This window comes from Kitasatospora sp. NBC_00374, assembly GCF_041434935.1.
Classification (GTDB): domain Bacteria; phylum Actinomycetota; class Actinomycetes; order Streptomycetales; family Streptomycetaceae; genus Kitasatospora.
Genome location: NZ_CP107964.1, coordinates 4173077 through 4195632, shown reverse-complemented (window position 1 = coordinate 4195632; position 22556 = coordinate 4173077). Strand labels below are relative to the sequence as shown.

At 73.0% G+C, this 22556-nt stretch carries 20 protein-coding genes and 1 tRNA gene; 13 read left to right on the top strand and 8 right to left on the bottom strand.

Going from position 1 to position 22556, the window contains the following annotated elements:
• Positions 1-76 precede the first annotated feature (76 nt).
• From OG871_RS18840 to OG871_RS18830, 3 genes are all read left to right on the top strand, one after another.
• On the top strand, positions 77-664 hold the full coding sequence (locus OG871_RS18840) for a hypothetical protein (protein WP_371498059.1): 588 nt from the start codon (positions 77-79) through the stop codon (positions 662-664).
• A gap of 132 nt (positions 665-796) precedes the next feature.
• On the top strand, positions 797-3013 hold the full coding sequence (locus OG871_RS18835; protein WP_371498058.1) for an MMPL family transporter: 2217 nt from the start codon (positions 797-799) through the stop codon (positions 3011-3013).
• Positions 3014-3258: 245 nt separating this feature from the next.
• Entirely contained in the window at positions 3259-4863 is a 1605-nt protein-coding gene (locus tag OG871_RS18830) for an MFS transporter (protein ID WP_371498057.1), read from the top strand.
• A gap of 31 nt (positions 4864-4894) precedes the next feature.
• Here OG871_RS18830 and OG871_RS18825 read toward each other — a convergent pair whose 3' ends face one another.
• Positions 4895-6541 (bottom strand): FAD-dependent oxidoreductase, encoded by a 1647-nt coding sequence (locus tag OG871_RS18825; RefSeq protein WP_371498056.1) that lies wholly within the window; start codon positions 6539-6541, stop codon positions 4895-4897.
• A gap of 338 nt (positions 6542-6879) precedes the next feature.
• Between OG871_RS18825 and OG871_RS18820 the strand changes: the two genes are divergently transcribed.
• From OG871_RS18820 to OG871_RS18785, 8 genes are all read left to right on the top strand, one after another.
• Positions 6880-7968: a SchA/CurD-like domain-containing protein gene (locus OG871_RS18820; RefSeq protein WP_371498055.1), complete on the top strand. Its 1089-nt coding sequence runs from the start codon at positions 6880-6882 to the stop codon at positions 7966-7968.
• 76 nt (positions 7969-8044) lie between these two features.
• Positions 8045-8485 carry a cupin domain-containing protein gene (locus OG871_RS18815; protein ID WP_371498054.1) on the top strand — a complete coding sequence of 147 codons (441 nt, stop codon included), beginning with the start codon at positions 8045-8047 and terminating at the stop codon, positions 8483-8485.
• Positions 8482-9747, top strand: coding sequence for a beta-ketoacyl synthase (locus OG871_RS18810; protein ID WP_371498052.1), 1266 nt, complete (start codon positions 8482-8484; stop codon positions 9745-9747). Before OG871_RS18815 ends, OG871_RS18810 begins: the two co-directional genes overlap by 4 nt.
• Positions 9744-10976 carry a ketosynthase chain-length factor gene (locus OG871_RS18805; protein WP_371498050.1) on the top strand — a complete coding sequence of 411 codons (1233 nt, stop codon included), beginning with the start codon at positions 9744-9746 and terminating at the stop codon, positions 10974-10976. The genes OG871_RS18810 and OG871_RS18805 overlap by 4 nt, the downstream gene beginning before the upstream one ends.
• Before the next feature lie 46 nt (positions 10977-11022).
• Entirely contained in the window at positions 11023-11277 is a 255-nt protein-coding gene (locus OG871_RS18800) for an acyl carrier protein (RefSeq protein WP_371498048.1), read from the top strand.
• A 1-nt stretch (position 11278) separates the two neighbouring features.
• Positions 11279-11734, top strand: a complete 456-nt coding sequence (locus OG871_RS18795; RefSeq protein WP_371498046.1) for an SRPBCC family protein — start codon at positions 11279-11281, stop codon at positions 11732-11734.
• A 5-nt stretch (positions 11735-11739) separates the two neighbouring features.
• Entirely contained in the window at positions 11740-12072 is a 333-nt protein-coding gene (locus tag OG871_RS18790; protein WP_371503355.1) for a TcmI family type II polyketide cyclase, read from the top strand.
• Positions 12073-12344: 272 nt separating this feature from the next.
• Entirely contained in the window at positions 12345-12722 is a 378-nt protein-coding gene (locus tag OG871_RS18785; RefSeq protein WP_371498044.1) for a hypothetical protein, read from the top strand.
• Between the two features lie 69 nt (positions 12723-12791).
• On the opposite strand, the gene OG871_RS18780 is transcribed toward OG871_RS18785, so the two are convergent.
• A complete protein-coding gene (locus OG871_RS18780; RefSeq protein ID WP_371498042.1) occupies positions 12792-13892 on the bottom strand; it encodes a methyltransferase in 1101 nt (366 codons plus the stop codon).
• Positions 13893-13941: 49 nt separating this feature from the next.
• Positions 13942-15003, bottom strand: a complete 1062-nt coding sequence (locus OG871_RS18775) for a nitrous oxide reductase family maturation protein NosD (protein WP_371498040.1) — start codon at positions 15001-15003, stop codon at positions 13942-13944.
• Positions 15004-15252: 249 nt separating this feature from the next.
• On the opposite strand from OG871_RS18775, the gene OG871_RS18770 reads away from it, so the two are divergent.
• Entirely contained in the window at positions 15253-15759 is a 507-nt protein-coding gene (locus tag OG871_RS18770; RefSeq protein ID WP_371498038.1) for a pyridoxamine 5'-phosphate oxidase family protein, read from the top strand.
• Between the two features lie 104 nt (positions 15760-15863).
• Here OG871_RS18770 and OG871_RS18765 read toward each other — a convergent pair whose 3' ends face one another.
• The 3 genes from OG871_RS18765 to OG871_RS18755 all read right to left on the bottom strand — a co-directional run bounded on the left by OG871_RS18765 (position 15864) and on the right by OG871_RS18755 (position 19484).
• The gene (locus OG871_RS18765) at positions 15864-16391 is read right to left on the bottom strand and encodes a gamma carbonic anhydrase family protein (RefSeq protein ID WP_371498036.1); all 528 of its coding nucleotides are present in this window, start codon (positions 16389-16391) and stop codon (positions 15864-15866) included.
• A gap of 285 nt (positions 16392-16676) precedes the next feature.
• A complete protein-coding gene (locus OG871_RS18760; protein WP_371498034.1) occupies positions 16677-18587 on the bottom strand; it encodes an OmpL47-type beta-barrel domain-containing protein in 1911 nt (636 codons plus the stop codon).
• A gap of 9 nt (positions 18588-18596) precedes the next feature.
• Complete coding sequence (locus tag OG871_RS18755) at positions 18597-19484, bottom strand: hypothetical protein (RefSeq protein ID WP_371498032.1); 888 nt, start codon at positions 19482-19484, stop codon at positions 18597-18599.
• A gap of 403 nt (positions 19485-19887) precedes the next feature.
• Here OG871_RS18755 and OG871_RS18750 point away from each other — a divergent pair, with 403 nt between their 5' ends.
• The gene (locus OG871_RS18750; protein WP_371498029.1) at positions 19888-20877 is read left to right on the top strand and encodes a DUF4190 domain-containing protein; all 990 of its coding nucleotides are present in this window, start codon (positions 19888-19890) and stop codon (positions 20875-20877) included.
• Between the two features lie 422 nt (positions 20878-21299).
• Here the strand turns inward: OG871_RS18750 and OG871_RS18745 are convergent.
• Both OG871_RS18745 and OG871_RS18740 read right to left on the bottom strand, forming a co-directional pair.
• Positions 21300-21373, bottom strand: a tRNA-Pro gene (locus OG871_RS18745).
• A 100-nt stretch (positions 21374-21473) separates the two neighbouring features.
• Positions 21474-22415: a metallophosphoesterase gene (locus OG871_RS18740; protein ID WP_371498027.1), complete on the bottom strand. Its 942-nt coding sequence runs from the start codon at positions 22413-22415 to the stop codon at positions 21474-21476.
• Positions 22416-22556 lie beyond the last annotated feature (141 nt).

Sequence of the window (22556 nt, the reverse complement as noted above, 5' to 3'; positions counted from 1 at the left end):
ACCTGGCCCGACGCGCCCTCGGCCGGGGTTCGGGTTATCAAGGAATGCTGCTAAACCCGGACAAATGGAGCGCCGCATGCCCGCCATCCTGCCCGTCACCTCCCCCGCCTCGCCCGCCTCCTCGGCCTTCCCTGCCTCGGCGGTGAGCGCCGACCGCCCGGTGCTCACCGCCGAGGCCTGCGGCCTCGTCGCCGAGGTCGAGGCGTACCTGGCCTCCCTCCCGGCGCCGGCCCGCCTGCCGGCTCCCTACGTCTGCCCGCTCGGCAGCGTCGCGGTGCCCTGGAACGCGGGCCACGCCCTCCCCCGCCGGACGTTCCTGGACCGGCTGGCCCGCCGCCCGGCCCGCCCCGTCGACGTCACGGTGGCCGGTCACCTCCGGCTGACCTCCCGTTACCTCGCCGACGCCGGCTGGCTGCAGGGCGCGATGTGGGACTGCGAGGGCCGGGTCTGCCTGCTCGGCGCCCAGGCCGCCGTCCTCGCCCACGGCTACGGCACGCCGTACACCGCCCGCCGGGCCCGCACCCAGGTGATGGAGGTGCTGCACGCGACCGGCCGGCCCGTCGGCTCCCCGGACGAGTACAACGACGCCGCCGGCACCACCCAGGCCGACGTGCACCGGCTGCTCGACCATGCGGCCACCCGGGCCGAGCGCCTCGGCATCTGACGGCCGATCGGCCACTCGTCCGGCGGTGCGTGTCGACGGAATCGGCCGGCCTGATGGTACGTATCGTCAGAAAAGCGACATTACTGAGTGCCGACCGTACGGGCGACCGCCCGGAGCCCTCCGGGAGAGCGAATGCCCGTGCCCCACCGTCCGTCCGCCCCCGCCGGCGCCGCCACCACCCCCGCCGACGCCGGCGCACTCTGGCGCCTCGGCTCCTGGTGCGCCCGCCACTGGGTGATCGTCCTGGTGATCTGGCTGGTGGCGCTCGGCGGCCTCCAGGCGGTCAACCGGCTGCACGGCGGCGAGTACTCGGACGACTTCTCCCTCCCCGGCTCGCAGTCCAGCATCGGGCAGAGCCTCCTGCAGGAGCACAACCCCTCGGTCGGCGCCTACAGCTCGCCCGTGGTGCTGAACGACGCCCAGCCGCTCAGTACGTTCCAGAGCCAGATCGGTCAGGTGGTCGCCGCTCTGCAGCAGCTGCCGCACGTGACCTCGGTCCAGAACCCGCTCACGGTGCCCTCCCAGCCCACCGGCCCGCTCTCCGCCGACGGTCTGACGGGCTTCATCACCATCCGCTTCGACGCCAACCCCAGCACCCTCGGGGATCCGTACCTGACCGGGATCGACGACGCCGTCGCCCCGCTGCGGGCGGCCGGCGTGGACGTGGAGTACGGCGGGTCGCTGGGCGAGCTGGCCCGGCCCGTGGCGGACGACCGGACCAGCGAGGCGATCGGCTTCGGCGTCGCGATCCTGGTCCTGCTGATCGGGTTCGGCAGCGTGATCGCGGCCGGTCTGCCCCTGGTCACCGCACTGATCGGGGTGATCGTCGGACTGGCCTGCCTCGGCCTGCTGGCGGCACTGACCACCTTCGCCACCGTCTCGCCGACCCTGGCCACCATGATCGGTCTGGGGGTGGGCATCGACTACGCCCTCTTCCTGATCACCCGTCACCGCCAGGACCTGATGGACGGCATGGACCCGATCGCCTCGGCCGGCCGCGCGGTGTCGACCAGTGGCCGGGCCGTGCTGGTCTCCGGCTGCACGGTCATCGTCGCGCTCACCGGCCTCTCGGCCTCCGGCGTCACCTTCATCACCAAACTCGGCCTCGCGGCCGCCGTGACCGTGGTCTCCGCGGTGCTCGGCGCGCTCACCCTGCTGCCAGCCCTGCTCGGCCTGATCGGCCCACGGATCGACCGCTTCCGGGTGCGCACCCCCGTCGCCGAGTCCTCGGCCGGCCCGGGGGAGGAGGCCAAGGGCTTCTGGCACCGGTACGCACGGCGGGTCGAGTTCCGGCCCTGGTCCTTCCTGGTCGGCGGCGTGGTGGTGATCGCGGTCCTGGCGATCCCGGTGTTCTCCATCCAGCTCGGGCACATCGACGACGGAGCCGACCCGATCACGTTCACCGACCGGCGGGCCTTCGACCTGATGACCGACGCGTTCGGCCCCGGCTCCAACGGGCCGCTGACCGTGGTGGTCGACCAGACCGCCGTGCCGTCGGCCGACCGCGCCGCGCAGTCCGCCACCGTCCAGCAGGCGCTCACCGGCGTGCCGGGCTCCTCCAGCGTCACCCCGCTCCAGCCGACCCCGGACGGCGAGGTCCTGTTCGGCACCGTCTACTCCTCGACCGTGCCGCAGGACGAGAACACCACCCACCTGGTCAACCGGCTCCGGGACACCGTCCTGCCGGAGGCCGTGGCGGGCACCCCGGCCGAGGGCTACGTGACCGGCAGTACGGCGGGCCAGGTCGACTTCCTCGACATCGTGTCCGCCCGGCTCCCGGTGATCATCGCGGTGGTGGTCGGCCTGGCCTTCCTGATCATCCTGCTGGTCTTCCGCGGCCCCCTGGTCGCGCTCAAGGCCGCCGTCCTCAACCTGCTGTCCATCTCCGCCTCCTACGGCGTGGTGGTCGCGGTCTTCCAATGGGGCTGGGGCGGGCCCGCCCTGGGTGTCAACGGCAAGGTGCCGATCGAGAGTTACGTGCCGATGATGATGTTCGCCATCGTCTTCGGCCTGAGCATGGACTACGAGATCTTCCTGCTCTCCCGCGTCCACGAGGCCTGGACCCGGACGGCGGACAGCAAGGCGAGCGTCGCCCACGCCCTGGAGATCACCGCCCGCGTGATCAGCTGCGCCGCGCTCATCATGTTCTCGGTCTTCGCGGCGTTCGTCGTCAGCGACAACATCGTCATCAAGATGCTCGGGCTCGGCCTGGCCGTCAGCGTGCTCATCGACGCCACCGTCGTCCGCCTCCTGCTGGTGCCCGCCGTGATGACACTGCTCGGCACGTGGGCCTGGTGGACACCGCGCTGGCTCGACCGGGTGCTGCCGCACCTCAACCCCGAGGGCTGACGCCGCCGCGGCACGGGGGCGCGGTGACGGCGGCAGCGCCGAGCCGGGACAGACGGTCCTGGCCTGGACCTCCGGCGGCGCGACGGGGTGAACCCCGGTCGGTCGCGCCCCCGGTCGCGCCCCCGCTACGGCGTGGCGCACGGGGGACGGCCGACGCGCCGCCATGATGATCGAGGACATCGGCAGTGGCGTCGCGACCCATCGGTAAGGGCTGGTCGGCAGCCCGCGTCGCGAAAGGCACCACCGTGACCACATCATCCCCCGCCGGCGCCTCCGCCGACGACGCCGGGCAGCGCCCCCACGCAGCCGGCAGCACCCCCCCGGCCGGCCCGCAGCCGGGTGCCGGACCCGGGGAGGCGGAGGTCTACGACCGCCGCTGGCAGGCCCTCTTCGTCTGCCTGCTGGCCGGCTTCATGTCGCTGCTGGACATCAGCATCGTCAACGTCGCCCTGCCGTCCGTCCGGACCGGCCTGCGGCTCTCGGACAGCGGTGTGCAGTGGGTGCTCTCCGGGTACGCGCTGGCCTTCGGCCTGGTGCTCGTCCCGGCGGGGCGGCTCGGCGACGCGCGCAGCCGACGCGGCGTCTTCATGACCGGGCTCGCCCTGTTCACCGCGGCGAGCGCCGTGGCCGGGGCCGCGCAGAACGAGACCTGGCTGGTGACCGCCCGGTTCGCCCAGGGCGTCGCGGGCGGCCTGCTGGTCCCGCAGATCTCCGGGTTCATCCAGCAGCTCTTCCGCGGCCCGGACCGCGGCCGGGCCTTCGGGATGCTGGGATCCACCATCGGCATCTCGACCGCCGTCGGCCCGCTGCTGGGCGGGATCCTGATCGAGGCCTTCGGCGCCGAGGAGGGCTGGCGCTGGGTCTTCTTCGTCAACCTGCCGATCGGCCTGGTCGCGCTCGTCCTGGCCCATCACCTGCTCCCCGGGCCGACGGTCTCCCCGGACCTGCCCCCCGCGGGCGGCGCGCCGCAGCCCGCCCGCGGACGCGGTGACTTCGACCCCGTCGGGGTGCTCCTGCTGGGCGCAGGCACCCTGCTCCTGCTGCTGCCCTTCGTGGAACAGCAGTGGCACGGCGACGCCAAGTGGCTGCTGATCCCGGCGTCGGTGGTCCTGCTCGCGGCCTTCGTCGGCTGGGAGCACCACTACGGCCGCGACCGTGAGCCGGTGGTCCGGATGAGCCTGTTCCGGGCCCGCTCGTACTCGCTGGGCGTGCTGCTCTCGCTGGTCTACTTCGCCGGATTCACCGCGATCTTCTTCGTCTTCAGCCTCTACCTGCAGAACGGCGAGCACTACAGCGCGCTGCTCGCGGGCCTGGCGATCACCCCGTTCGCGCTCGGCTCGGCCGCCTCCGCGGCGATCGGCGGCCGGGTGGTGCACCGGTACGGCAGGCCGCTGGTGACGGCCGGGCTGGTGCTGGTGGTGCTGGGGCTGGCCGCCGCGGCGGTCACCGTCCACGTCTGGTCCGGGCGGTACGTCGGCTGGGCGACGGCGCTGCCGCTGCTGGTGGCCGGTGTGGGCAGCGGCCTGGTCGTCTCGCCGAACCAGACGCTGACGCTCAGCCAGGTCCCGGTCGCCCGGTCGGGCAGCGCCAGCGGTGTGCTGCAGACCGCGCAGCGGATCGGCTCCGCCGTCGGCATCGCCGCCGTCGGCTCGGTGTTCTTCTCCTGGATGGGCACCCATCGGGCCGACTGGCCCGGCGCCTTCCAGCTGGGCCTGCTGATGGCTCTCGGCTTCGTCGTCCTGGCCCTCCTGGTGGCCCTCGCGGACGCCGTCGCCTGCCGGGCACGCCGCGGACAGGCGGAGGCTGCCGACCCCGACGGGGCCGGCAGCCGGGGCGGCGCCGAACGCTGAACCGGTCAGGCGCTGCGCATCCCGCCCGCGCTCACACGCCGAGGCGCAGCACCGTGCGCAGCGCCTCGTCCAGCACCGACTCCGCCGCCGAGGGGCCGGCCGCCACCTGGGCCTCGGACGCCCGCCAGGCCACGAAGCCGTCCGGGCGCACCAGGACGGCGCCGTCGGCGGTCGTGCCGTAGGCCTCGGCCCAGCCGGGCCCGGCCTCCGGGGCGAGCTCGTGCTCGGGCGCGTGGCCGATCCGGTAGGCGGCCAGCGGCATGTCGTGCCGCTGTGCGAGCCGCTGCGCCGCGGCCTGCCAGGCACCGCCGTCGGGGCCGGTGAGCAGCACCATCGAGTCCTCGAACAGGTCGAGGGTGGAGATCCGCACGCCCGCCCGGCGCACCCACAGGTGCGGCGCGCGGCTGCCCGGCTCGCCGGTCGAGGCGAAGCCGTCGGGCACCGGCGGCGCCTGCGGATCCGTGCCCACGACCGCGCCCACCGGGTAGCGGTAGCCGAGGGCGACGGCCAGGACGTTCTTCTGGCGTCCGGTGCCGGGCGCCGCGTCGTAGCCGGGGTGCCGGTGCTCGGCGGAGCGGGCGGAGGCCCGCGCACCGGTGGCCCGCGCGACCGGCCGCCGCTCCTCGCCGTACGTCTCCAGCAGGCCGGGGCCGGCCCAGCCGTCGAGCACGGCGGCCAGCTTCCAGGCCAGGTTGTGGGCGTCCTGGATGCCGGTGTTGGAGCCGAACGCGCCGGTGGGGGACATCTCGTGCGCGGAGTCGCCGGCCAGGAAGACCCGCCCGGACCGGTAGCGTTCGGCCACCCGTTCGGCCGCGTGCCAGGGGGCCTTTCCGGTGATCTCGACCTCCAGGTCCGGCACCCCGACGGCCGCGCGGATGTGGGCCGTGCAGCGCTCGTCGGTGAAGTCCTCCAGCGTCTCGCCGCTGTCCGGGTTCCAGGGGGCGTGGAAGACCCACTGCTCCTGGTTGTCGACCGGGAGCAGGGCGCCCGGCCCCTGAGGATTCGTCAGGTAGCAGGCGATGAAGTGCCGGTCGCCGACCACGTCGGCGAGCCGCTTGGCGCGGAAGGTGATGCTGACGTTGTGGAACAGGTCGCCGGGGCCATCCTGGCCGATGCCGAGCCGCTCGCGGGCGGGGCTGCGCGGCCCGTCGGCGGCGATCAGGTAGTCGGCGTGCACGGTCCGCAGCGCGCCGGTCTCCCGGCTCCGCAGGACGGCCCTCACCCCGTCGGCGTCCTGTTCGAACTCCACCAGCTCGGTGCTGAAGCGCAGGTCGCCGCCGAGCTCGCGGGCCCGCCGCAGCAGGACCGGCTCCAGGTCGTTCTGGCTGCACAGGCACCACCCGGTCGGGCTGAACCGGGCGAGCGCGCCGCCGGGGTCGATCTCCTTGAACAGCCACTCCTGGTCCGCGCCGGTGAGGGTGTCGGCCTGCAGGATGCCGTGGTTGTCGGCCAGCACCGAGGCCGCCTCGCGGATCGCCTGCTCCACGCCGGCCGCGCGGAACAGTTCCATCGTCCGGACGTTGTTGCCGCGTCCGCGCGGGTGGTGCGAGGTGTCCGAGTGCTTCTCCACCAGGAGGTGTCCGACACCGAGCCGGCCCAGGAAGAGTGAGGCGGACAGCCCCACCAGGGAGCCGCCCACGATGAGGACCGGCACCCGGTCGCTGACCTCTGACTTCATCGAATACTCCAGTCTCTGCGGGACCTGCGGCGGGATACGGGGCCTGCCGGCGGCTGGGCGCCGGCGTCGGACAGCCCAGATACAGAGTCCGGCGGCGAAGGCCCGTACGCCCGGTGAGGGGATGTCATGTCCCGGGTTTTCGCTCGGATGGCTTCCAGCCCTCGCGCCGTCCGTGACGGCGCCTCACGATCGACCTCAGGCCTGGTGGCCCGTACCACCCCGGCGGCCCGCTCCCCACCGGACGCCCGGTCCGACGCCACGTCAGCTCGCCGGACCGGCGCCGGACACGTACCGCCAGGCCCCCGGCACTGCCCGCCCTCCCAAGGAGAAATCGGAAAATGACGACCCTGACCGAACCCGTATCGCGGCCCCAAGCCCTCGTCGCCTCGCGGCTGCGCGTGGTGCTGTTCTGCGACATCATGGACGGCACGCAGCAGCGCTTCCTCGACGCGTACGAGCAGCTCCGCCACCAGGTGGCCGCCGTGCCCGGGCACGTCAGCGACCAGCTCTGCCAGTCCATCGAGGACCCCTCGCAGTGGCTGATCACCAGTGAGTGGGAGAGCGCCAAGCCGTTCCTGGCCTGGGTGGACAGCGAAGCGCACCGCGAGATGGTCAAGCCGCTGCACGGCTGTGTCCGGGACACCCGTTCGCTGCGCTACAACATCATGCGCGAGACCGCGGGTGACGAGACCTTCGACGGCCCGGCGCCGGTCACCGACGGTACCGTCCGGCACGCCCTCACCTTCAAGGTGAAGCCGGGCAGCGAGAGCGCCGTGGCGAAGATCCTCGCGGGCTACAGCTCGCCGGCCGCCCGGGTGGACGACCACACCAGGCTCCTGCGGACCTCGCTGTTCATGCGCGGCAACCGGGTGGTGCGCGCCGTCGAGGTCGCCGGCGACCTGGCCGCCGCACTGCGCCACGTGGCGCAGCAGCCCGAGGTCCGGGCGGTCGAGGAGGCCATCAACCCGTACCTGGAGGAGGCCCGGGACCTGAACAACCCGGAGTCCGCGCGGTCCTTCTTCATGCGGGCAGCGCTGCCCGCGGTGCACCACGTCGCGCGCTCCACGGTGCCCGGCAAGGTCACCCGGTACGCCCTGCTGTACCCGGTCCGCACCGGCTGCGGAGCGGCGCTGGCCGACCTGCTGGCCGGCCAGGACCAGCTCGCGGCGGCCGAGCCGGGCGGTGTGCTCGCGGCCGCGACGCTCTTCCAGCGCGAGGACGTGGTGGTCCGCGTCGTCGACCTGACGGCCGCTCCGGAGACGTCGCCGGAGGTGGTGCTCGGCGTGGTCGGGGACCGCTCCGAGGGTGTGTTCGCCCGGCTGGTCGACCTCGACGGGCACGAGCTGAGCGACGGCGCGGCGGTCGGCCGGTTCCTCGCCGAGTGCCGGATGGACCTGGTCACCGACCGCCGCTCGAAGGACGTCTGAACCCGCGTCGTCCCGTCCCGGGGCGGCGGCCCGCCCGCTCCGGGGTCTTCCCGTCAGTCATCTTGGAGGTAGCACCATGACCACGCAGTTCCCACGCATCGTGCACGTCGACGAGGCCGAGCCGAACCGACGCCGCGGCGGTGACCTGCGCGCGATGCTCACACCGACCACCGTGGGTGCCACCAGCGGGTTCATGGGCCTGGCCATCGTGCAGCCGGGAGACCGGATCGGTGAGCACTACCACCCGTACTCCGAGGAGTTCGTGTACGTCGTGTGCGGTGAGCTGGAGGTCGACCTCGACGGGGTCGCCCACCCGCTGCGCCCGCAGCAGGGCCTGATGATCCCGCTCAACATGCGGCACCGCTTCCGCAACGTCGGCGACACCGAGGCCCGGATGGTCTTCCACCTCGGCCCGCTGGCCCCCCGGCCCGAGCTCGGCCACGTGGACACCGAGGAGACGCCCGTCGAGCAGTCGGCTCGGGCCGTCCCCCCGGAACACGCCCGGGTGAACTCGTGACCAGGCGGGTGGCGGTCACCGGGATCGGCATCGTGGCCCCCGGTGGCGTCGGTGTCCGGGCCTTCTGGGACCTGCTCACCGCCGGCCGGACGGCGACCCGCGGCATCACCCTCTTCAACCCGGAGGGCTTCCGCTCCCGGATCGCCGCCGAGTGCGACTTCGACCCGGCGGCGTGCGGGCTGGACGCGGAGCAGATCGCCCGCGCCGACCGGTACGTGCAGTTCGCCCTGGTCGCCGCCGCCGAGGCGGTGAGCGACTCGGGTCTGGACCTCGCCGCCGAGGACCCCTGGCGGGTCGGGGTCTCACTCGGTACCGCGGTCGGCGGCACCACCCGGCTGGAGCACGACTACGCCCTGGTCAGCGCCGGCGGCGCGCGCTGGGACGTGGACCACCGCAAGGCCGAACCGCACCTGCACCGGGCCTTCGCCCCGAGCACGCTGGCCTCCGCCGTCGCGGAGCAGACCGGTGCGCACGGCCCGGTGCAGACCGTCTCGACCGGCTGCACCTCCGGCCTCGACGCGATCGGGTACGCCTTCCAGTCCATCCAGGACGGGCGGGCGGACGTCTGCGTCGCCGGGGCGTCCGACTCGCCCATCTCCCCGATCACCGTGGCCTGCTTCGACGCCATCCACGCGACCTCCGAGCGCAACGACGACCCGGCGCACGCCTCCCGGCCGTTCGACGCCAACCGGGACGGCTTCGTGCTCGGCGAGGGCGGCGCCGTCCTGGTGCTGGAGGAGCTGGAGCACGCCCGCCGCCGGGGCGCCCGGGTGTACTGCGAGGTCAGCGGCTTCGCGACGTTCGGCAACGCGTACCACATGACGGGACTCACCCAGGAGGGCCGGGAGATGTCCGAGGCGATCGACAGCGCCCTGGCCCAGGCCCGGGTGAACAGCTCCGACATCGACTACGTCAACGCGCACGGGTCCGGCACCAAGCAGAACGACCGGCACGAGACGGCCGCCGTCAAGCGCTCGCTCGGCGCGCACGCGTACGAGACGCCGATGAGCTCGATCAAGTCGATGGTCGGCCACTCGCTCGGCGCCATCGGCGCCATCGAGCTGGTGGCCTGCGCCCTGGCCCTGGACAACGGCGTGGTCCCGCCGACCGCCAACTACGAGACCCCGGATCCGGAGTGCGACCTCGACTACGTGCCGAGGACCGCCCGCTCGATCCCGCTGCGCAACGTCCTGTCGGTCGGCAGCGGCTTCGGCGGCTTCCAGTCCGCGGTGGTGCTCCGCCGCGAGGGGGTGACGGCATGACGACCGTACGGACACCCCGCCGTGCCGTGGTCACCGGCGTCGGCGTCATCGCGCCCAACGGCGTCGGCGCCGACGACTTCTGGAAGGCGACCCGGGAGGGCGCCTCCGTGCTCGGCCCGATCACCAGGGAGGGCTGCGAGCGGCTGCCGCTGCGGGTCGCCGGGGAGGTGCACGGCTTCGACGCCCAGGACGCGATCGAGGGCCGGTACCTCGTCCAGACCGACCGCTTCACGCACTACGCGATGGCCGCGGCCGACCTCGCGCTGGAGGACGCCCGGCTCACCGCCGACCCGGACGACCCGTTCCGGGTGGGCGTGGTGACTGCGGCCGGCTCCGGCGGCGGCGAGTTCGGCCAGCGGGAGCTGCAGAACCTCTGGGGCCAGGGCCCGCACTTCGTCGGGCCCTATCAGTCCATCGCCTGGTTCTACGCCGCCAGTACCGGCCAGATCTCCATCCGCGGCGGTTTCAAGGGGCCGTGCGCGGTGGTGGCCAGTGACGAGGCCGGCGGCCTGGACGCCGTCGCGCACGCCGTCCGGACCATCCGGCGGGGCACCGACCGGGTCGTGGTCGGGGCTGCGGAGGCGCCGCTCGCCCCGTACTCGATGGTCTGCCAGCTCGGCTACCGGGAGCTCAGCCTCGGCGCGGACCCGGACCTCGCCTACCTGCCGTTCAGCGCGGCCGCCCGCGGGTTCGTCCCCGCCGAGGGCGGCGCGATGTTCGTGGTGGAGGACGAGGAGTCGGCCCGCGGCCGGGGCGCCCGGATCCGGGCCGTCGTCGCGGGCCACGCCGCCACCTTCACCGGCGCGTCCCGCTGGGCGGAGTCCCGGGAGGGGCTCGCCCACGCGATCCGCGGCGCACTGGAGGAGGCGCGCTGCGCCCCCGACGAGATCGACGTGGTCTTCGCGGACGCGCTCGGCGTACCCGAGGCCGACCGGGCCGAGGCCCTGGCCCTCGCCGACGCCCTCGGCGAGCACGCCGCCCACGTCCCGGTCACCGCACCCAAGGCCGGCACCGGCCGGGCCTACTGCGGCGCACCCCTGATCGACGCCGCCGCCGCGGTGCTCGCCATGGAACACGGCCTGGTGCCGCCCACCCCCAACGTCACCGACGTCTGCCACGACCTCGACCTGGTGACCGGCTACCCGCGTACGGCCGAGCTGCGCACGGCCCTGGTGCTGAGCCGGGGGCTGATGGGCTCCAACGCGGCCCTGGTGCTGCGCCGGCCGTGACCCCAGGCCGGAACCGCCCGACCGACCCGACAAGGAGAACACCCTGATGAACCATCACCTGACGCACGAAGAACTCGCCGCACTGATCAAGACCCGGGCCGGCATCACGGTCGCCGCCGACGCGATCGAGCACCCCGACGCGACCTTCGACGAGTTCGGTGTCGACTCGCTCGGCCTGCTCGGCATCGTGGGCGAGCTGGAGAACCGGTACGGCACCCAGATCGCGCCCGGCGCCGAGATGTCCAAGACCCCGCAGCAGTTCCTCGACGCCGTCAACTCGTCCGTGAAGACAGGAGCCTGACATGCCCGGCCACACCGACAACGAGATCCTCATCAACGCCCCGGTGGACCTGGTCTGGGAGATCACCAACGACCTGGAGAACTGGCCGCAGCTGTTCAGCGAGTACGCCGCCGTCGAGGTCCTGGAACGGGACGGGCAGCGCACCACCTTCCGGCTCACCATGCACCCGGACGAGAACGGCACGGTCTGGAGCTGGGTCTCCGAGCGTGAGACGGACCGCGCCGCCCTCGCCGTCAAGGCCCGCCGCGTCGAGCCCGGGCCGTTCGAGTTCATGGACATCCGCTGGGAGTACGCCGAGGCGCCGGACGGCACCAGGATGCGCTGGATCCAGGACTTCGCCATGAAGCCGACCGCCCCGGTCGACGACGCCGCCATGACCAACCACATCAACCGCAACTCGCGGATCCAGATGGAGCTGATCAGGGACAAGGTCGAGAAGCGGGTGGCCAACGCATGAGCGAGCTGCACCGCACCCTGATCGTCGCCAGGATGAAGCCGAAGTCGGCCGAGGGCATCGCCGAGGTCTTCGAGGCCTCCGACCGCGGTGAGCTGCCGCACCTGATCGGCGTCACCGGGCGCAGCCTGTTCCAGTTCGGCGACCTCTACATGCACCTGATCGAGGCCGACCGGCCGCCCGGCCCCGAGGTGGCCCGGCTGGCCGGCCACCCCGAGTTCCGCGAGGTCAGCCGACAGCTCACCGCGTACGTGGAGGCCTACGACCCCGCGACCTGGCGGGAGCCGAAGGACGCGATGGCCCGCGAGTTCTACCGCTGGGAGCGCGCCCGCACCTCGTGACGCCCGCCCGAGCACCCCTTTGACCGCCGGCGACCCACCGACGGCAGCAGGTCGAGCGCCCGGTGACCGCGACGGTCACCGGCGCCGACCGCTTCCGCCGGCAGTCGCCCGCCGCCCGCCCCGAGCCCCGCACGGCCCTACCGGCCGCCGGGCCCGCCGCGGGTTCCGCGCGTTCCCGACCACCTACGGGAAGCCGTAGGCGCAGTTCCGTGCGTCCCCTCTTGCCGACCGGATCGGCAAACGCACACGAAGGTACGGAAAGGAAGATTCCCATGCGTTCTGCACGCACCCTTCTCACCGGGGCGGCGCTCGCCGCGACCGTGCTCCTGGCCGGCCCGGCCGCCCAGGCCGACGACGGTTCCGAAGCCGCCCGCCCCGAGCTGACCTGGGAGCAGAAGCAGGCCAAGGCCGCCTCGCCCGAGGGGCAGAAGGCCTGGGCGGAGAAGCAGGCTTCGGCCGCCGCCGAGGGCGGCGAGGCGGCGGCGCAGCCGAAGCCGACGGGCGGTGTGCACGCGGGCGGCGGCGGCACCGCCCTCACGGCCGGCGGGTCCGTCGCCGGGCAGGTGGCCGGCTCGATCCTGCTGGGCGGCGGGCTCGCGGCCGGTGCGGTGGCGCTGCGCCGCCGTTCCGCCGGTGCCGGGGCCCGCTGACCTCTCGTCACGCGCACAGCGATCCGGCCCGTCGGCTCAGCCGACGGGCCGGATCGCTGGTGTCCCGGGTCAGGACGGCACGATGCTCTCGAACGCGTGCAGGTAGGGGTTGACCGGCCGGACGTCCTGGACGAGCAGGCCGGCCTCCGTCATCAGGGCGAGCATGCTCTCCCGGGAGTGCTTGGCGCCGCCGACGTTGAGCAGCAGCATCAGGTCCATCGCCGTGGTGAACCGCATCGAGGGGCTGTCGTCGACCAGGTTCTCGACCACCACCACCCGGGCGCCCGGGCGGGCGGCGGCCAGGACGTTGCGCAGCGTACGACGGGTGCTCTCGTCGTCCCACTCGAGGATGTTCTTGATGATGTAGAGGTCCGCGCGGACCGGGATGTCGACCCGGCAGTCGCCCGGAACGAGGCGTGCGCGGTCGGCGAGGGCGCCGCCCGGCTGCAGCCTGGCGTCGGCGTGCGCGACGACCTGCGGGAGGTCCAGCAGTGTCCCGTGCAGCGCCGGGTGCTTCTCCAGCAGACTGGCCACCACGTGGCCCTGGCCGCCGCCGATGTCCACCACGCTGGAGACACCGTCGAGGTCCAGGAAGGCCGCGAGGTCGGCCGCGGACTGGCGGCTGGAGCTGGTCATGGCCTGGTTGAACACCCGGGCCGAGTCGCCCGCGTCGTCGTGCAGGTAGTCGAAGAACTCCTTGCCGAACAGGTCGGGGAAGATGTTCCGGCCGGTGCGGACGGCCTCGTCCAGGCGGGGCCAGGCCTGCCAGGTCCACGGCTCGGTGCACCACAGGGCGATGTGGTGCAGGGTGTTCGGGGCGTCCTGGCGCAGCTGGCGGGACATGTCGGTGTGGGCGTAGCGGTCGCCGTCCGTCTCGGTGAACACGCCGTAGCAGGAGAGCGCCCGCAGCAGCCGGCGCAGCGGTCTGGGCTCGGCGTGGACGGCCGCGGCCAGTTCCTCGACGGTCGCGGGCTGCTCGCCGAGCGCGTCGGCGACACCCAGCGACGCGGCCGCGCGGACGGCCGCCGCACAGGCCGCGCCGAAGACCAGCTCGCGCAGGCGCATGGCGGCCTGCGGGGACGCGGGCTGCGCGGCGGGGGCGGCCGTCGCCGGCGGCGGCGCCGGCTGTGCGGTGCTGCGGCGGCGCGCGGTGGGTTGGGCGGTGGTCATCGGGTCACCTTTCTCATGGGGGTGTCCGGCCCCGGCGGGGCCGGGCGGGTCAGCAGTGGCCGGACGGTTCGGAGACCCGGCAGGTGTTGCCGGCGAAGGAGTTGCCCGTCCCGGCGGGGTCGCGGTCGGCGAGGTCGGCGGGGCCGTTGCGGAGGGCGACGTTGTCCTGGACGGAGATCCGGGTGTTCGGGGTGCCCACCACGCTGCGGAACAGGACGATGCCGCCGGACATCGAGGAGGCGCCGTTGTTGTCCTCGACCCGGTTGCCGGTCACCTCGGTGTCCTCCACGCCGGTGAGGAGGATGCCGGTGCCCTGGATGTAGTCGAGCCGGGGGTTGGGCGGGCAGTACTGGTTGTTCGCGAACACGTGGTTCTGGCGGACGGTCAGTGAGCCCGCCTTCGGGGAGCCCTCGTCGCCCACGAGGAAGATGCCGCCGCAGTTGCCCGAGACGCTGTTCTGCTCGACGGTCAGCTCCCGGGCCCGGCGGACCACGACGCCGATCCGGTTGCCGGTGAGGCGGTTGCCGCTGATCACGGTGCCCTGGGTGTCGATGGCGCCGCCCTCCTCGTTGACGGCGTTCGCCAGGAAGACGCCGGCCTGACCGTTGTCCCTGGCCTCGTTGCCGACCACCGTCGCCCGGATGGACCTCTCCTGGCTGATGCCCTGCTGGCCGTTGTTCCGGGCGAGGACGCCGCGGACCTGCAGACGGTCCGTCATGGTGGCGGCGATCCCGTTCTTCTTGAACCCCTGGACGGTCAGCGCCTCGATCCGCACACCGGACAACAGGGTGGCGGCGGTGCCGCTGACACAGAGGCCGTGGCCGGCCGCCGCGCACGCCTGGTCGGCCTGGCCGTCGGACGGGGAGATCACGGTGGCCCGGCCCGCCCCGCGGATGGTGAGGTTGGGGGTGGTGACCTGCACACTCCCCCGGTAGGTGCCGGCGAGGAGCTGGATGCCGTCCCCGGGGGAGGCGGCGTCGACCGCTTGCTGGATCGACTCACCCGGCCGGACGACGTGCCAGCCCGTCGCGTGGGCGGGGGGCGCCGTTCCCAGGCCGGCGAGCAGGGCGGCCGCGAGGCCTGCGCAGTAGTGAATCGGTCGTGTGGGCATGGGGTGGTGACCTGCCTTCCGGGTGTTCGGTGGTGTGCTTGGGCGGTGACGTGCCGGGGCCCCGCGGGGTGCACGCCCGTCGAATCGAAGCTATGGGCGATCGGACAGGGCCGCCACTCAGGGTGGCCGGGCGAATTCCGAGGGTGAGTGGGCGTGTGGCTGCGGGCCCGTCGCGGGTCGCCGCACTACGGTGGGCGCAGCCCGCGTCGGCGGGCCGCCGACGATGCGGTGCCAGGCGGAGGTGATCCAGTGTCGGAGCCGGCCCCGGCCCGTCCGCACATGCCCGGATACGGGATCCTGCCCGCCGATCAGGGCACCGGTCTGCTCCCGTGGTCGTGGGCCCGGCAGCGGCTGACCGGCTCGCACGACTACTGGATCTCCACCGTGCGACCGGACGGCAGGCCCCATGCGATGCCGGTCTGGGGCGTCTGGCTCGACGGGGCGCTGTGGTTCAGCAGCAGCCGCGGGTCACGCAAGGCCCGCAACCTCGCCGGTCGCGCCGACTGCGTGGTGACCACCGACAACCCGCGCGAGCCGGTGGTGCTGGAGGGCCGGGCCGGCCTGGTCGTCGAGCCGGCGGAGATCGCCGCGTTCCTGGCCGCCCTCAACGACAAGTACGGCACCGACTACGGGATCGACTTCCTCGATCCGGCGGTGAATTCGACCTTCCGGGTGCGGCCCTCCGAGGTGTTCGGCCTGTTGCAGGAGGACTTCACGGGCTCGCCCACCCGGTGGAGCTTCGCGGCTCAGCACTGAGGCGGGGCCGGTGGCGCGGCGGAACGCCGGAGGCCTGCCGGAGTGTTCCGGCAGGCCTCGCTGCTACGGGTGCGCCGCGACCGGCGCACCGGTGCGGACGCCGGTCAGGGCGCCGTGATCTCACCGTGCGCCCCGGCGAGCAGGACGTACCCCTCGCCGTTGGCCTTGATGCCGGCGCGCTCCTCCTCGGTGAGCTCGCGCTTCACCCTGGCGGGCACCCCGGCCACCAGGGAGCCCGGCGGCACCTGCATCCCCTGGGGCACCACGGCGCCGGCCGCGATCAGCGATCCGGCGCCGATCCGGGCGCCGTTGAGCACCGTGGCGCTCATCCCGACCAGGACGTCGTCCTCCACCGTGCAGCCGTGCAGCACCGCGTTGTGGCCCACCGAGATCCGCTCACCGAGCACCGCGGGGAAGCCGAGATCGCTGTGCACCGTGCAGTTGTCCTGGATGTTGGTGTCCGCGCCCACCGAGATGGACTCCGCGTCGCCGCGCAGGACGGCGCCGTACCAGACGCTCGCGCGGGCGGCGACGGTGACCGATCCGACCACCACCGCGTTGGGGGCGACGAACGCCGTGGGGTCGACGTCCGGGACGCGGCCGGCGACGGCGACGATCAGGGGCTCTGCCATGGTTCTCCCTCTGCTGCTGACGGCCGTGGGGCCCGGGCTCGCCTGGCAGGCTACCCGTGGCCCGGCCTGCTCTCGCCGCCCGGTGGCGGGCAGCCCGCAGACGCCCTGGCCGGGCGAGGGCGAACCCCCTCCGGCGGGGTGTCGGACACGCGCGGACCCCCGGGCCGAGGGGCGGCCCGGGGGTCCGGTGGTGCGGTCAGTCGGCCTGCGGACGTCCGCCGGTGGACGTTCCCCGTGGGCCGGGCCCTCGCGTGGCGCGTGGGCGCGGATCACGCGAGGCCGCTGTCACGGTGACTGGTGCCAGTCGTCGTGCCGCTCCCCGTCGCAGTCGATCCGGATGGTCAGCGACTTGGCCTGCTCCACGTTCTGCGAGTGGTCGATCGAGCGGTAGAGCAGTGTGTGCTCGCCGTCGCCGCTCACGGTGACCGGGCCGGTGTAGTCCCGCCATCCCGCGCCGTCGAGGTTGTACTCGGTCCTGGCCACGCCGGAGATGTCGTCCGTCGCGGTGAGGGTGACGGTGACGTCCTCGTGGTAGACCTCGTGCTCCCCGGCGTACGGGTGCGTCTTCGCCGTGGTGACCGGCGGCGTGGTGTCCACCGGGAGGTCCATGGCGGCCTCGTCGGGGGTCAGCTCGTTGTCCGGGGTCGGCGCCGGAACGCCGCCGGAGTCACCGGGGTGGCTGATCGAGCCGCCGCGCAGCTGGATGGCGTTCCAGTCGTTGTGGCCGGTGAGGGTGGTGATCTGCCCGTCGTTGTTGGTGTCGACCGCGACCGGGCTCTCGTCGATCATGCCGTTGCAGTTCCAGTCGACCCGGCCGGCGCTCGCCAGCACGGTGACGAACGAGCCGCCCCCGGTCGGCTTGGTGCAGTAGTGCCGGACGTCGAAGTTCCCCACACTGCCCGGGTACTGCCGCTCGTCCAGGGTGGGCTCCTGCAGCGAGGCCGCCTGACGGGAGTAGTCCATGAGCCCGCTGGTGGTCCCGGAGGCCAGGCCCATCTGGTACGAGTAGTTCATCACGCTGAAGTACTGCGGCCGGTGGTTGGGCAGGTCGAAGTCCCCGCCGTGCCGCAGGCCGAGGTTGTGGCCCAGCTCGTGCATGAACGTCCCGGCCTGCTCGTTGACCGTGCCGACGTTGTTGGTGAAGCTGCCCAGGCTGACGATGAAGTCGCTGGCCGGGGTGCCGGAGGAGATGCCGCTGGAGGCGGAACCGGGCTCCAGGTTGTGCGCCGAGATCGCGTAGTGGAAGATCGACGACCGCCCGGTGTTCACGAAACCGCCCGTGGTGGCCGTCTTCAGCGCGTTGAAGGCGTTCCAGGTGTACATGCCGTTCGCGTCCTTGACCCCCAGGTTGGCGGTCTCGGTCAGCGCCTTCGCCCGGCTGAGGGTGCCCCAGGTGGCACCGGTCGCGAAGTTGAGAACGCTGTTGGGCCCGGCGTCGACGTGCAGGTTGATGCCCGTCGTCGGGGAGTGCCGGTTGAACGGCGACTTCGCGAAGGCGTCGACCACCTTCCTGATCGCCTGCGGGTCGAGCGCGTGGCTGTGGGCCGGACCGGCCATCCAGTCGAGCTGGACGAAGACGTCCGGCTTGTTCACGTCCGCGCCCATCTTGGGCAGGTCGATGAACTGCGGGCCGGCGCCGTTGCCGGGGTCGATGGTGACGCCGTTCCGCTTCCAGTCGTCGGGGATCCCGTCGCAGGTCGTGGAGTTGCAGTCGAAGGTGAACCGGGCGGGCGAGCTCGGGTCCTCGCCGCCGCTGTGGCTCACCACGTAGCCGGTGGGAGCCTTCTCCGTGAAGCTGTTCTCACCGACGAACGGGACGTTCCAGCCCACGTCGACCGTCGCGGTGCCCTCGCCCGCGACCTGGTAGGAGATCGTTCCCTCGGTGCCGACGAGGTCGCCGCACGCCGTCGCGGTCCAGCGGCCGGTGGTTCCCGCGTTGATACGGCCCGGCGCCGGGGCGAGCAGGCAGCCGTGGATGACGTTGATGGCCGAGCCGATCAGGTCGCGGTCGCTGTTGTTGACGACCTCCACGGTCACGGTGCCCCCCGCCCGGCGCGCGGCGGCGGCCGGAGTGATGGCCGCGACGGCGGTGAGCAGGGCGAGAGCCAGCACGAACAGTGCCGCGAACCCGCTTCGCCGGGGGGCAACCGGCATCGCCGGCCCCCCGGAAGCGCCGAGAAAACGTTCTGTGGTCATACGGTCACGCTAGGTGTCGGCCCCGTCTCGATCCGTGATGACCCGTCGGGCTGTCACTCCGACGGACGCTTCCCGCTCGGCTCCGCGCTCCAGCGCCGCGTACTCTTCCGCCACCATCGCCCATACCTCGTCCGCCGAGATCAGCGCGGAGTCCATCGTCTCGGTCCAGCCGGCCTGCGGCATCTGTCCCTGCGTCAGGAACGGCGGAATCCCCGCGCTCCGGACGCGCTCGAGTACGGCCGCCTCGACCCGTCGGGCATGGCGGGACAGCTGGGACCGGTGGGTCTCCCGCCACCCGTTGCGGACGTGCTCCAGGATCCGGCCCGAGCTACCGATGCCGATCTTCACTGCGCGAAGCCCGCGGTGCTCGACGAGGTAGACGAGCTGGATCGCCGGTTCCCACGGGGCTTCGGCCACGGGAGCGGGGAACGCGTAACCCACCCCCGCCCACGAACCGCCCGCCGCCAGCCGCTCCGCGGCCCGTCGGTTGTTCTCCTGGACGACAGCCCACCGTTGGGCGTTCTCGTGCGCCGTTCTCCGCCACGCCTCGGCTCGGCGCTGTTCCTGCTCGACCACGGCCCGCCAGCCCTCCGGGTCGGCGAGCCGACGGGCTTCCACCAGGGCGAGCACCGAGTCGGCGAGCGCGGCCAGTGCTCGCCGACGGGCGAGGGCGGCTCGTCGTCGGACGGCCTCCGCCTCGCGCTCGACGCGGGCACGCTCCTGCTCCTTGAGGGCGGCGATCCGCGCTTCGAGCTTCCGGTCGACCTCCTCCCAGGTCGCCACCCCGTAGGCCTCGGGACCACTCCTCGGCTCCGCGGCGGCATCGCCTGTCGGCTCGGGGTCGACCTGCGGCTGACGGGAGGAGAGCGGGAGCAGGATCGACTGCCAGGTGCTCACCCGTTCCTCCGCGCTGGGGACCGTCGTCGCCGGATGTGGCGACTGCCGTGTCGCGGGATCGGCGAGAGGCCGGCGCCGGGGAGGCGGGTTCACCCGGCCAGGCTAGGCGCGGTGGCGCCGGGCGCGCAGGCAGACCCGAGGATCACGGTCAGCCGCCTGCGAACCACAGCTGCTGCTGCCCGGCCTGGCCCCGGATCGCGATGTCGGGGCCGTGACCGCCACCTGTATGTTGATCACCCGCCGACCCCGTCGGTGTCCCGTCCCGGGGTGTCGACGTGTGGGTCCGGTCGGGGCCGGTGCCCGCTTCGCGGAAATCGGATCGCTGTCGCCGGGGGATCGGGACAGACTTCGGCGTCGGCGCTGACCAGCCGCTCATCATCTCAACGTGCTTGAAGGATTTCGTATGACCACACCTGCCCCGCCCGACAGCCCGCAGTCCGCCGGGGAACCGGCCGACGCCAACCCGTGGGCACCGCCCGTCCAGGGGCAGGGCGAGGGCCAGGGCGAGACGCCGGGTCAGGGGGCGACCCCTGCCCCGGGCGCGGGCCCGGGTGTGCCGTACTGGCCGCTGTACCCGATGCCGGCGCCGCAGCCTCGCAACGGCCTTGGCATCGCGGCCATGGTGCTCGGGATCACCGGTGCCGTCCTCAGCCTGGTCCTCATCCTGTTCTGGCTGTCCTGGCTGCCGTCCCTGCTTGCCGTGATCTTCGGTGCCATCGGGCTGGGCCTTGTGCGCAAGGGGCAGGCGACCAACCGGGCGATGGCGCTCGCGGGCGTGATCCTGGGCGTCGCAGGCCTGCTGGTCTCGGTCGGCACCGGGGTGGTCGTCGTGGCGCATGTACGGGCGGTCAACGAGGAGCGACGGGCGGACGAGGACGCCGCCCGCGCTCGCGCCGAGGAGCGGGCGGCGAAGGAGAAGGAGCGGATCGACGCCGCACACAAGAGGATCGAGGCCGAGCAGGAGAAGCGGGCCGCGGACGAGCGGGCCCGGCGCCTGTCGTTCGGCCAGTCCTACACGTACGAGGACGGACTGAAGGTCACAACGGCGGCGCCGGAGCCGTACGTTCCGCGTGAGACCGTGCACGAGGCCCCCAAGAACGCCAAGATCATCCAGGTGCGGATCACCGTCGTCAACACCGGGCCGAAGGAGCTCTCGCTCTACGGGTCCGGATCGCCCTTCGTCAAGGACGCCAAGGGCAACCTCGTCTTCACTCTGATCGACGGAAGCGGACGGACGAAGTTCCTCGCCGGCTCCGTTGCTCCCGGCCAGGAGGCCACCAGCCTGTCTGCGTACGCCCTGCCGGACGACGCAGCCGACCCGTTCACCGTCGAGTTCAACTACGGCTCCGGGCTGCAGCGCAAGAACGTCATCTGGTCCGGTCCCCCCAGCTGACCCGAGGCCACTCCCACCAGAGCCCGCTGCGCAGAAACCAGGACCGGCCGACTTCCTGCGCAGCAGCGGCCCCCGCGCCGTGGGCGCCACGGCGCCTCTCCGTCCGACGAGCGTCCGGGTGGGGCGGCGGCCGTACGAGCCGGACGCCGGCGAGCTGCACCGATGCCCGCCGAAGGGCGACTCCTGCCTGGACATCGGCGCCCCAAGGGCGTCCTCCCTCCCACCGCACCATCGCCCGCACCCGGCCGAAGCCGTGCGAGGGCCACAGGCTCGCCTGCGTGGTTCACGGCCGCGGTGCGGCCAACGGCTCCGACCACAGGCCGCGCTCACCGGGATGCGGGAGGAGAGGCCGGACGCGCCCTGAGAACCAGTCAGGGCCGGTCTCCCTTGCGGGAGACCGGCCCTGAGCTGGTCTTACTGGGTCGGGGTGGCGGGATTTGAACCCACGGCCTCTTCGTCCCGAACGAAGCGCGCTACCAAGCTGCGCCACACCCCGGTCCTGCTGTTGTTGCTTCCGTCTCCGGCGCAACGAGTAGAACTCTACCGGACGTGCGCCGAGAGACGAAATCCGATTCCCCGGAGGGCTTCGTCGCAGGTCAGCGCCGAGGCGTCAGGGTGAGCAGGGTGGCCTCCGGCGGGCAGGCGAAGCGGACCGGGGTGTAGCGGTTGGTGCCGCAGCCGGCCGAGACGTGCAGGTAGGAGCGCTGGCCGCCGGCGCGGTGGGCGGACAGGCCCTTGACCCGGTCGGCGTCCAGGTCGCAGTTGGTGACCAGGGCGCCGTAGAACGGGATGCAGAGCTGTCCGCCGTGGGTGTGCCCGGCCAGTATCAGCGGGTACCGGTCGGCGGTGAAGGCGTCCAGCACCCGCAGGTACGGGGCGTGCACCACGGCCAGCGAGAGGTCGGCGTCGGGCGAGGGCCCGCCGGCCACGTCCTCGTAGCGGTCGTGCCGGATGTGCGGGTCGTCCAGGCCGGTGAACTCGACGTCGAGGCCGGCCAGGGTCAGCCGGCCACGGGCGTTGTTGAGGTTGAGCCAGCCGGCCGCGTCGAAGCCGTCGCGCAGCTTCTGCCAGGGGTTGTGGACGGCTCCGGTGATGCCCCGTCGACCGGTGCCGTCCGGGTTGTTGAGGCCGTGGATGCCGCTGCGCAGCGCACCGAGGTAGCGGGTCGGGCTCTTGCGGGCCGGACCGTAGTAGTCGTTGGAGCCGAAGACGTAGACACCAGGGAAGTCCATCAGCGGGCCGAGCGCGTCGAGGGTGGCGGGTACGCCGAGCGGGTCGGAGAGGTTGTCGCCGGTGTTCACCACCAGGTCGGGCCGGAGCCCGGCGAGGCTCTGCAGCCAGCGCTGCTTCTTGCCCTGTCCGGCGACCATGTGGATGTCGGAGAGCTGGAGCACCCGGAGGGGCCGGGCGCCGCGCGGCAGGATCGGGACCTCCACCCGGCGCAGCCGGAACGAGCGGACCTCGTACCCGGCGGCGTAGGCGAGGCAGGCGGCGCCGGTGGCGGCGATTCCGAGCGGGACGGAGTACAGCGGTCGCATCGGTCCATGGTCTCAGACGGGCGATCAGAGACCGAACGCGCAGGTGGTCACCGAGGGTGCCGGTGAGCTGCCGTCATCCTCCGCCGAGCCCGCGCCGCCCGCCGCGGCCCGCCGTGGCCGGCGCCGGGAGGATGGCAGGGC

Bases quoted from the DNA above. Each gene is read 5' to 3' on its own strand.
- OG871_RS18840 (WP_371498059.1), top strand. From the start codon at position 77: ATGCCCGCCATCCTGCCCGTCACCTCCCCCGCCTCGCCCGCCTCCTCG.
- OG871_RS18835 (WP_371498058.1), top strand. From the start codon at position 797: ATGCCCGTGCCCCACCGTCCGTCCGCCCCCGCCGGCGCCGCCACCACC.
- OG871_RS18825 (WP_371498056.1), bottom strand. From the start codon at position 6,541: ATGAAGTCAGAGGTCAGCGACCGGGTGCCGGTCCTCATCGTGGGCGGC.
- OG871_RS18820 (WP_371498055.1), top strand. From the start codon at position 6,880: ATGACGACCCTGACCGAACCCGTATCGCGGCCCCAAGCCCTCGTCGCC.
- OG871_RS18815 (WP_371498054.1), top strand. From the start codon at position 8,045: ATGACCACGCAGTTCCCACGCATCGTGCACGTCGACGAGGCCGAGCCG.
- OG871_RS18805 (WP_371498050.1), top strand. From the start codon at position 9,744: ATGACGACCGTACGGACACCCCGCCGTGCCGTGGTCACCGGCGTCGGC.
- OG871_RS18800 (WP_371498048.1), top strand. From the start codon at position 11,023: ATGAACCATCACCTGACGCACGAAGAACTCGCCGCACTGATCAAGACC.
- OG871_RS18795 (WP_371498046.1), top strand. From the start codon at position 11,279: ATGCCCGGCCACACCGACAACGAGATCCTCATCAACGCCCCGGTGGAC.
- OG871_RS18785 (WP_371498044.1), top strand. From the start codon at position 12,345: ATGCGTTCTGCACGCACCCTTCTCACCGGGGCGGCGCTCGCCGCGACC.
- OG871_RS18780 (WP_371498042.1), bottom strand. From the start codon at position 13,892: ATGACCACCGCCCAACCCACCGCGCGCCGCCGCAGCACCGCACAGCCG.
- OG871_RS18775 (WP_371498040.1), bottom strand. From the start codon at position 15,003: ATGCCCACACGACCGATTCACTACTGCGCAGGCCTCGCGGCCGCCCTG.
- OG871_RS18765 (WP_371498036.1), bottom strand. From the start codon at position 16,391: ATGGCAGAGCCCCTGATCGTCGCCGTCGCCGGCCGCGTCCCGGACGTC.
- OG871_RS18760 (WP_371498034.1), bottom strand. From the start codon at position 18,587: ATGACCACAGAACGTTTTCTCGGCGCTTCCGGGGGGCCGGCGATGCCG.
- OG871_RS18750 (WP_371498029.1), top strand. From the start codon at position 19,888: ATGACCACACCTGCCCCGCCCGACAGCCCGCAGTCCGCCGGGGAACCG.
- OG871_RS18740 (WP_371498027.1), bottom strand. From the start codon at position 22,415: ATGCGACCGCTGTACTCCGTCCCGCTCGGAATCGCCGCCACCGGCGCC.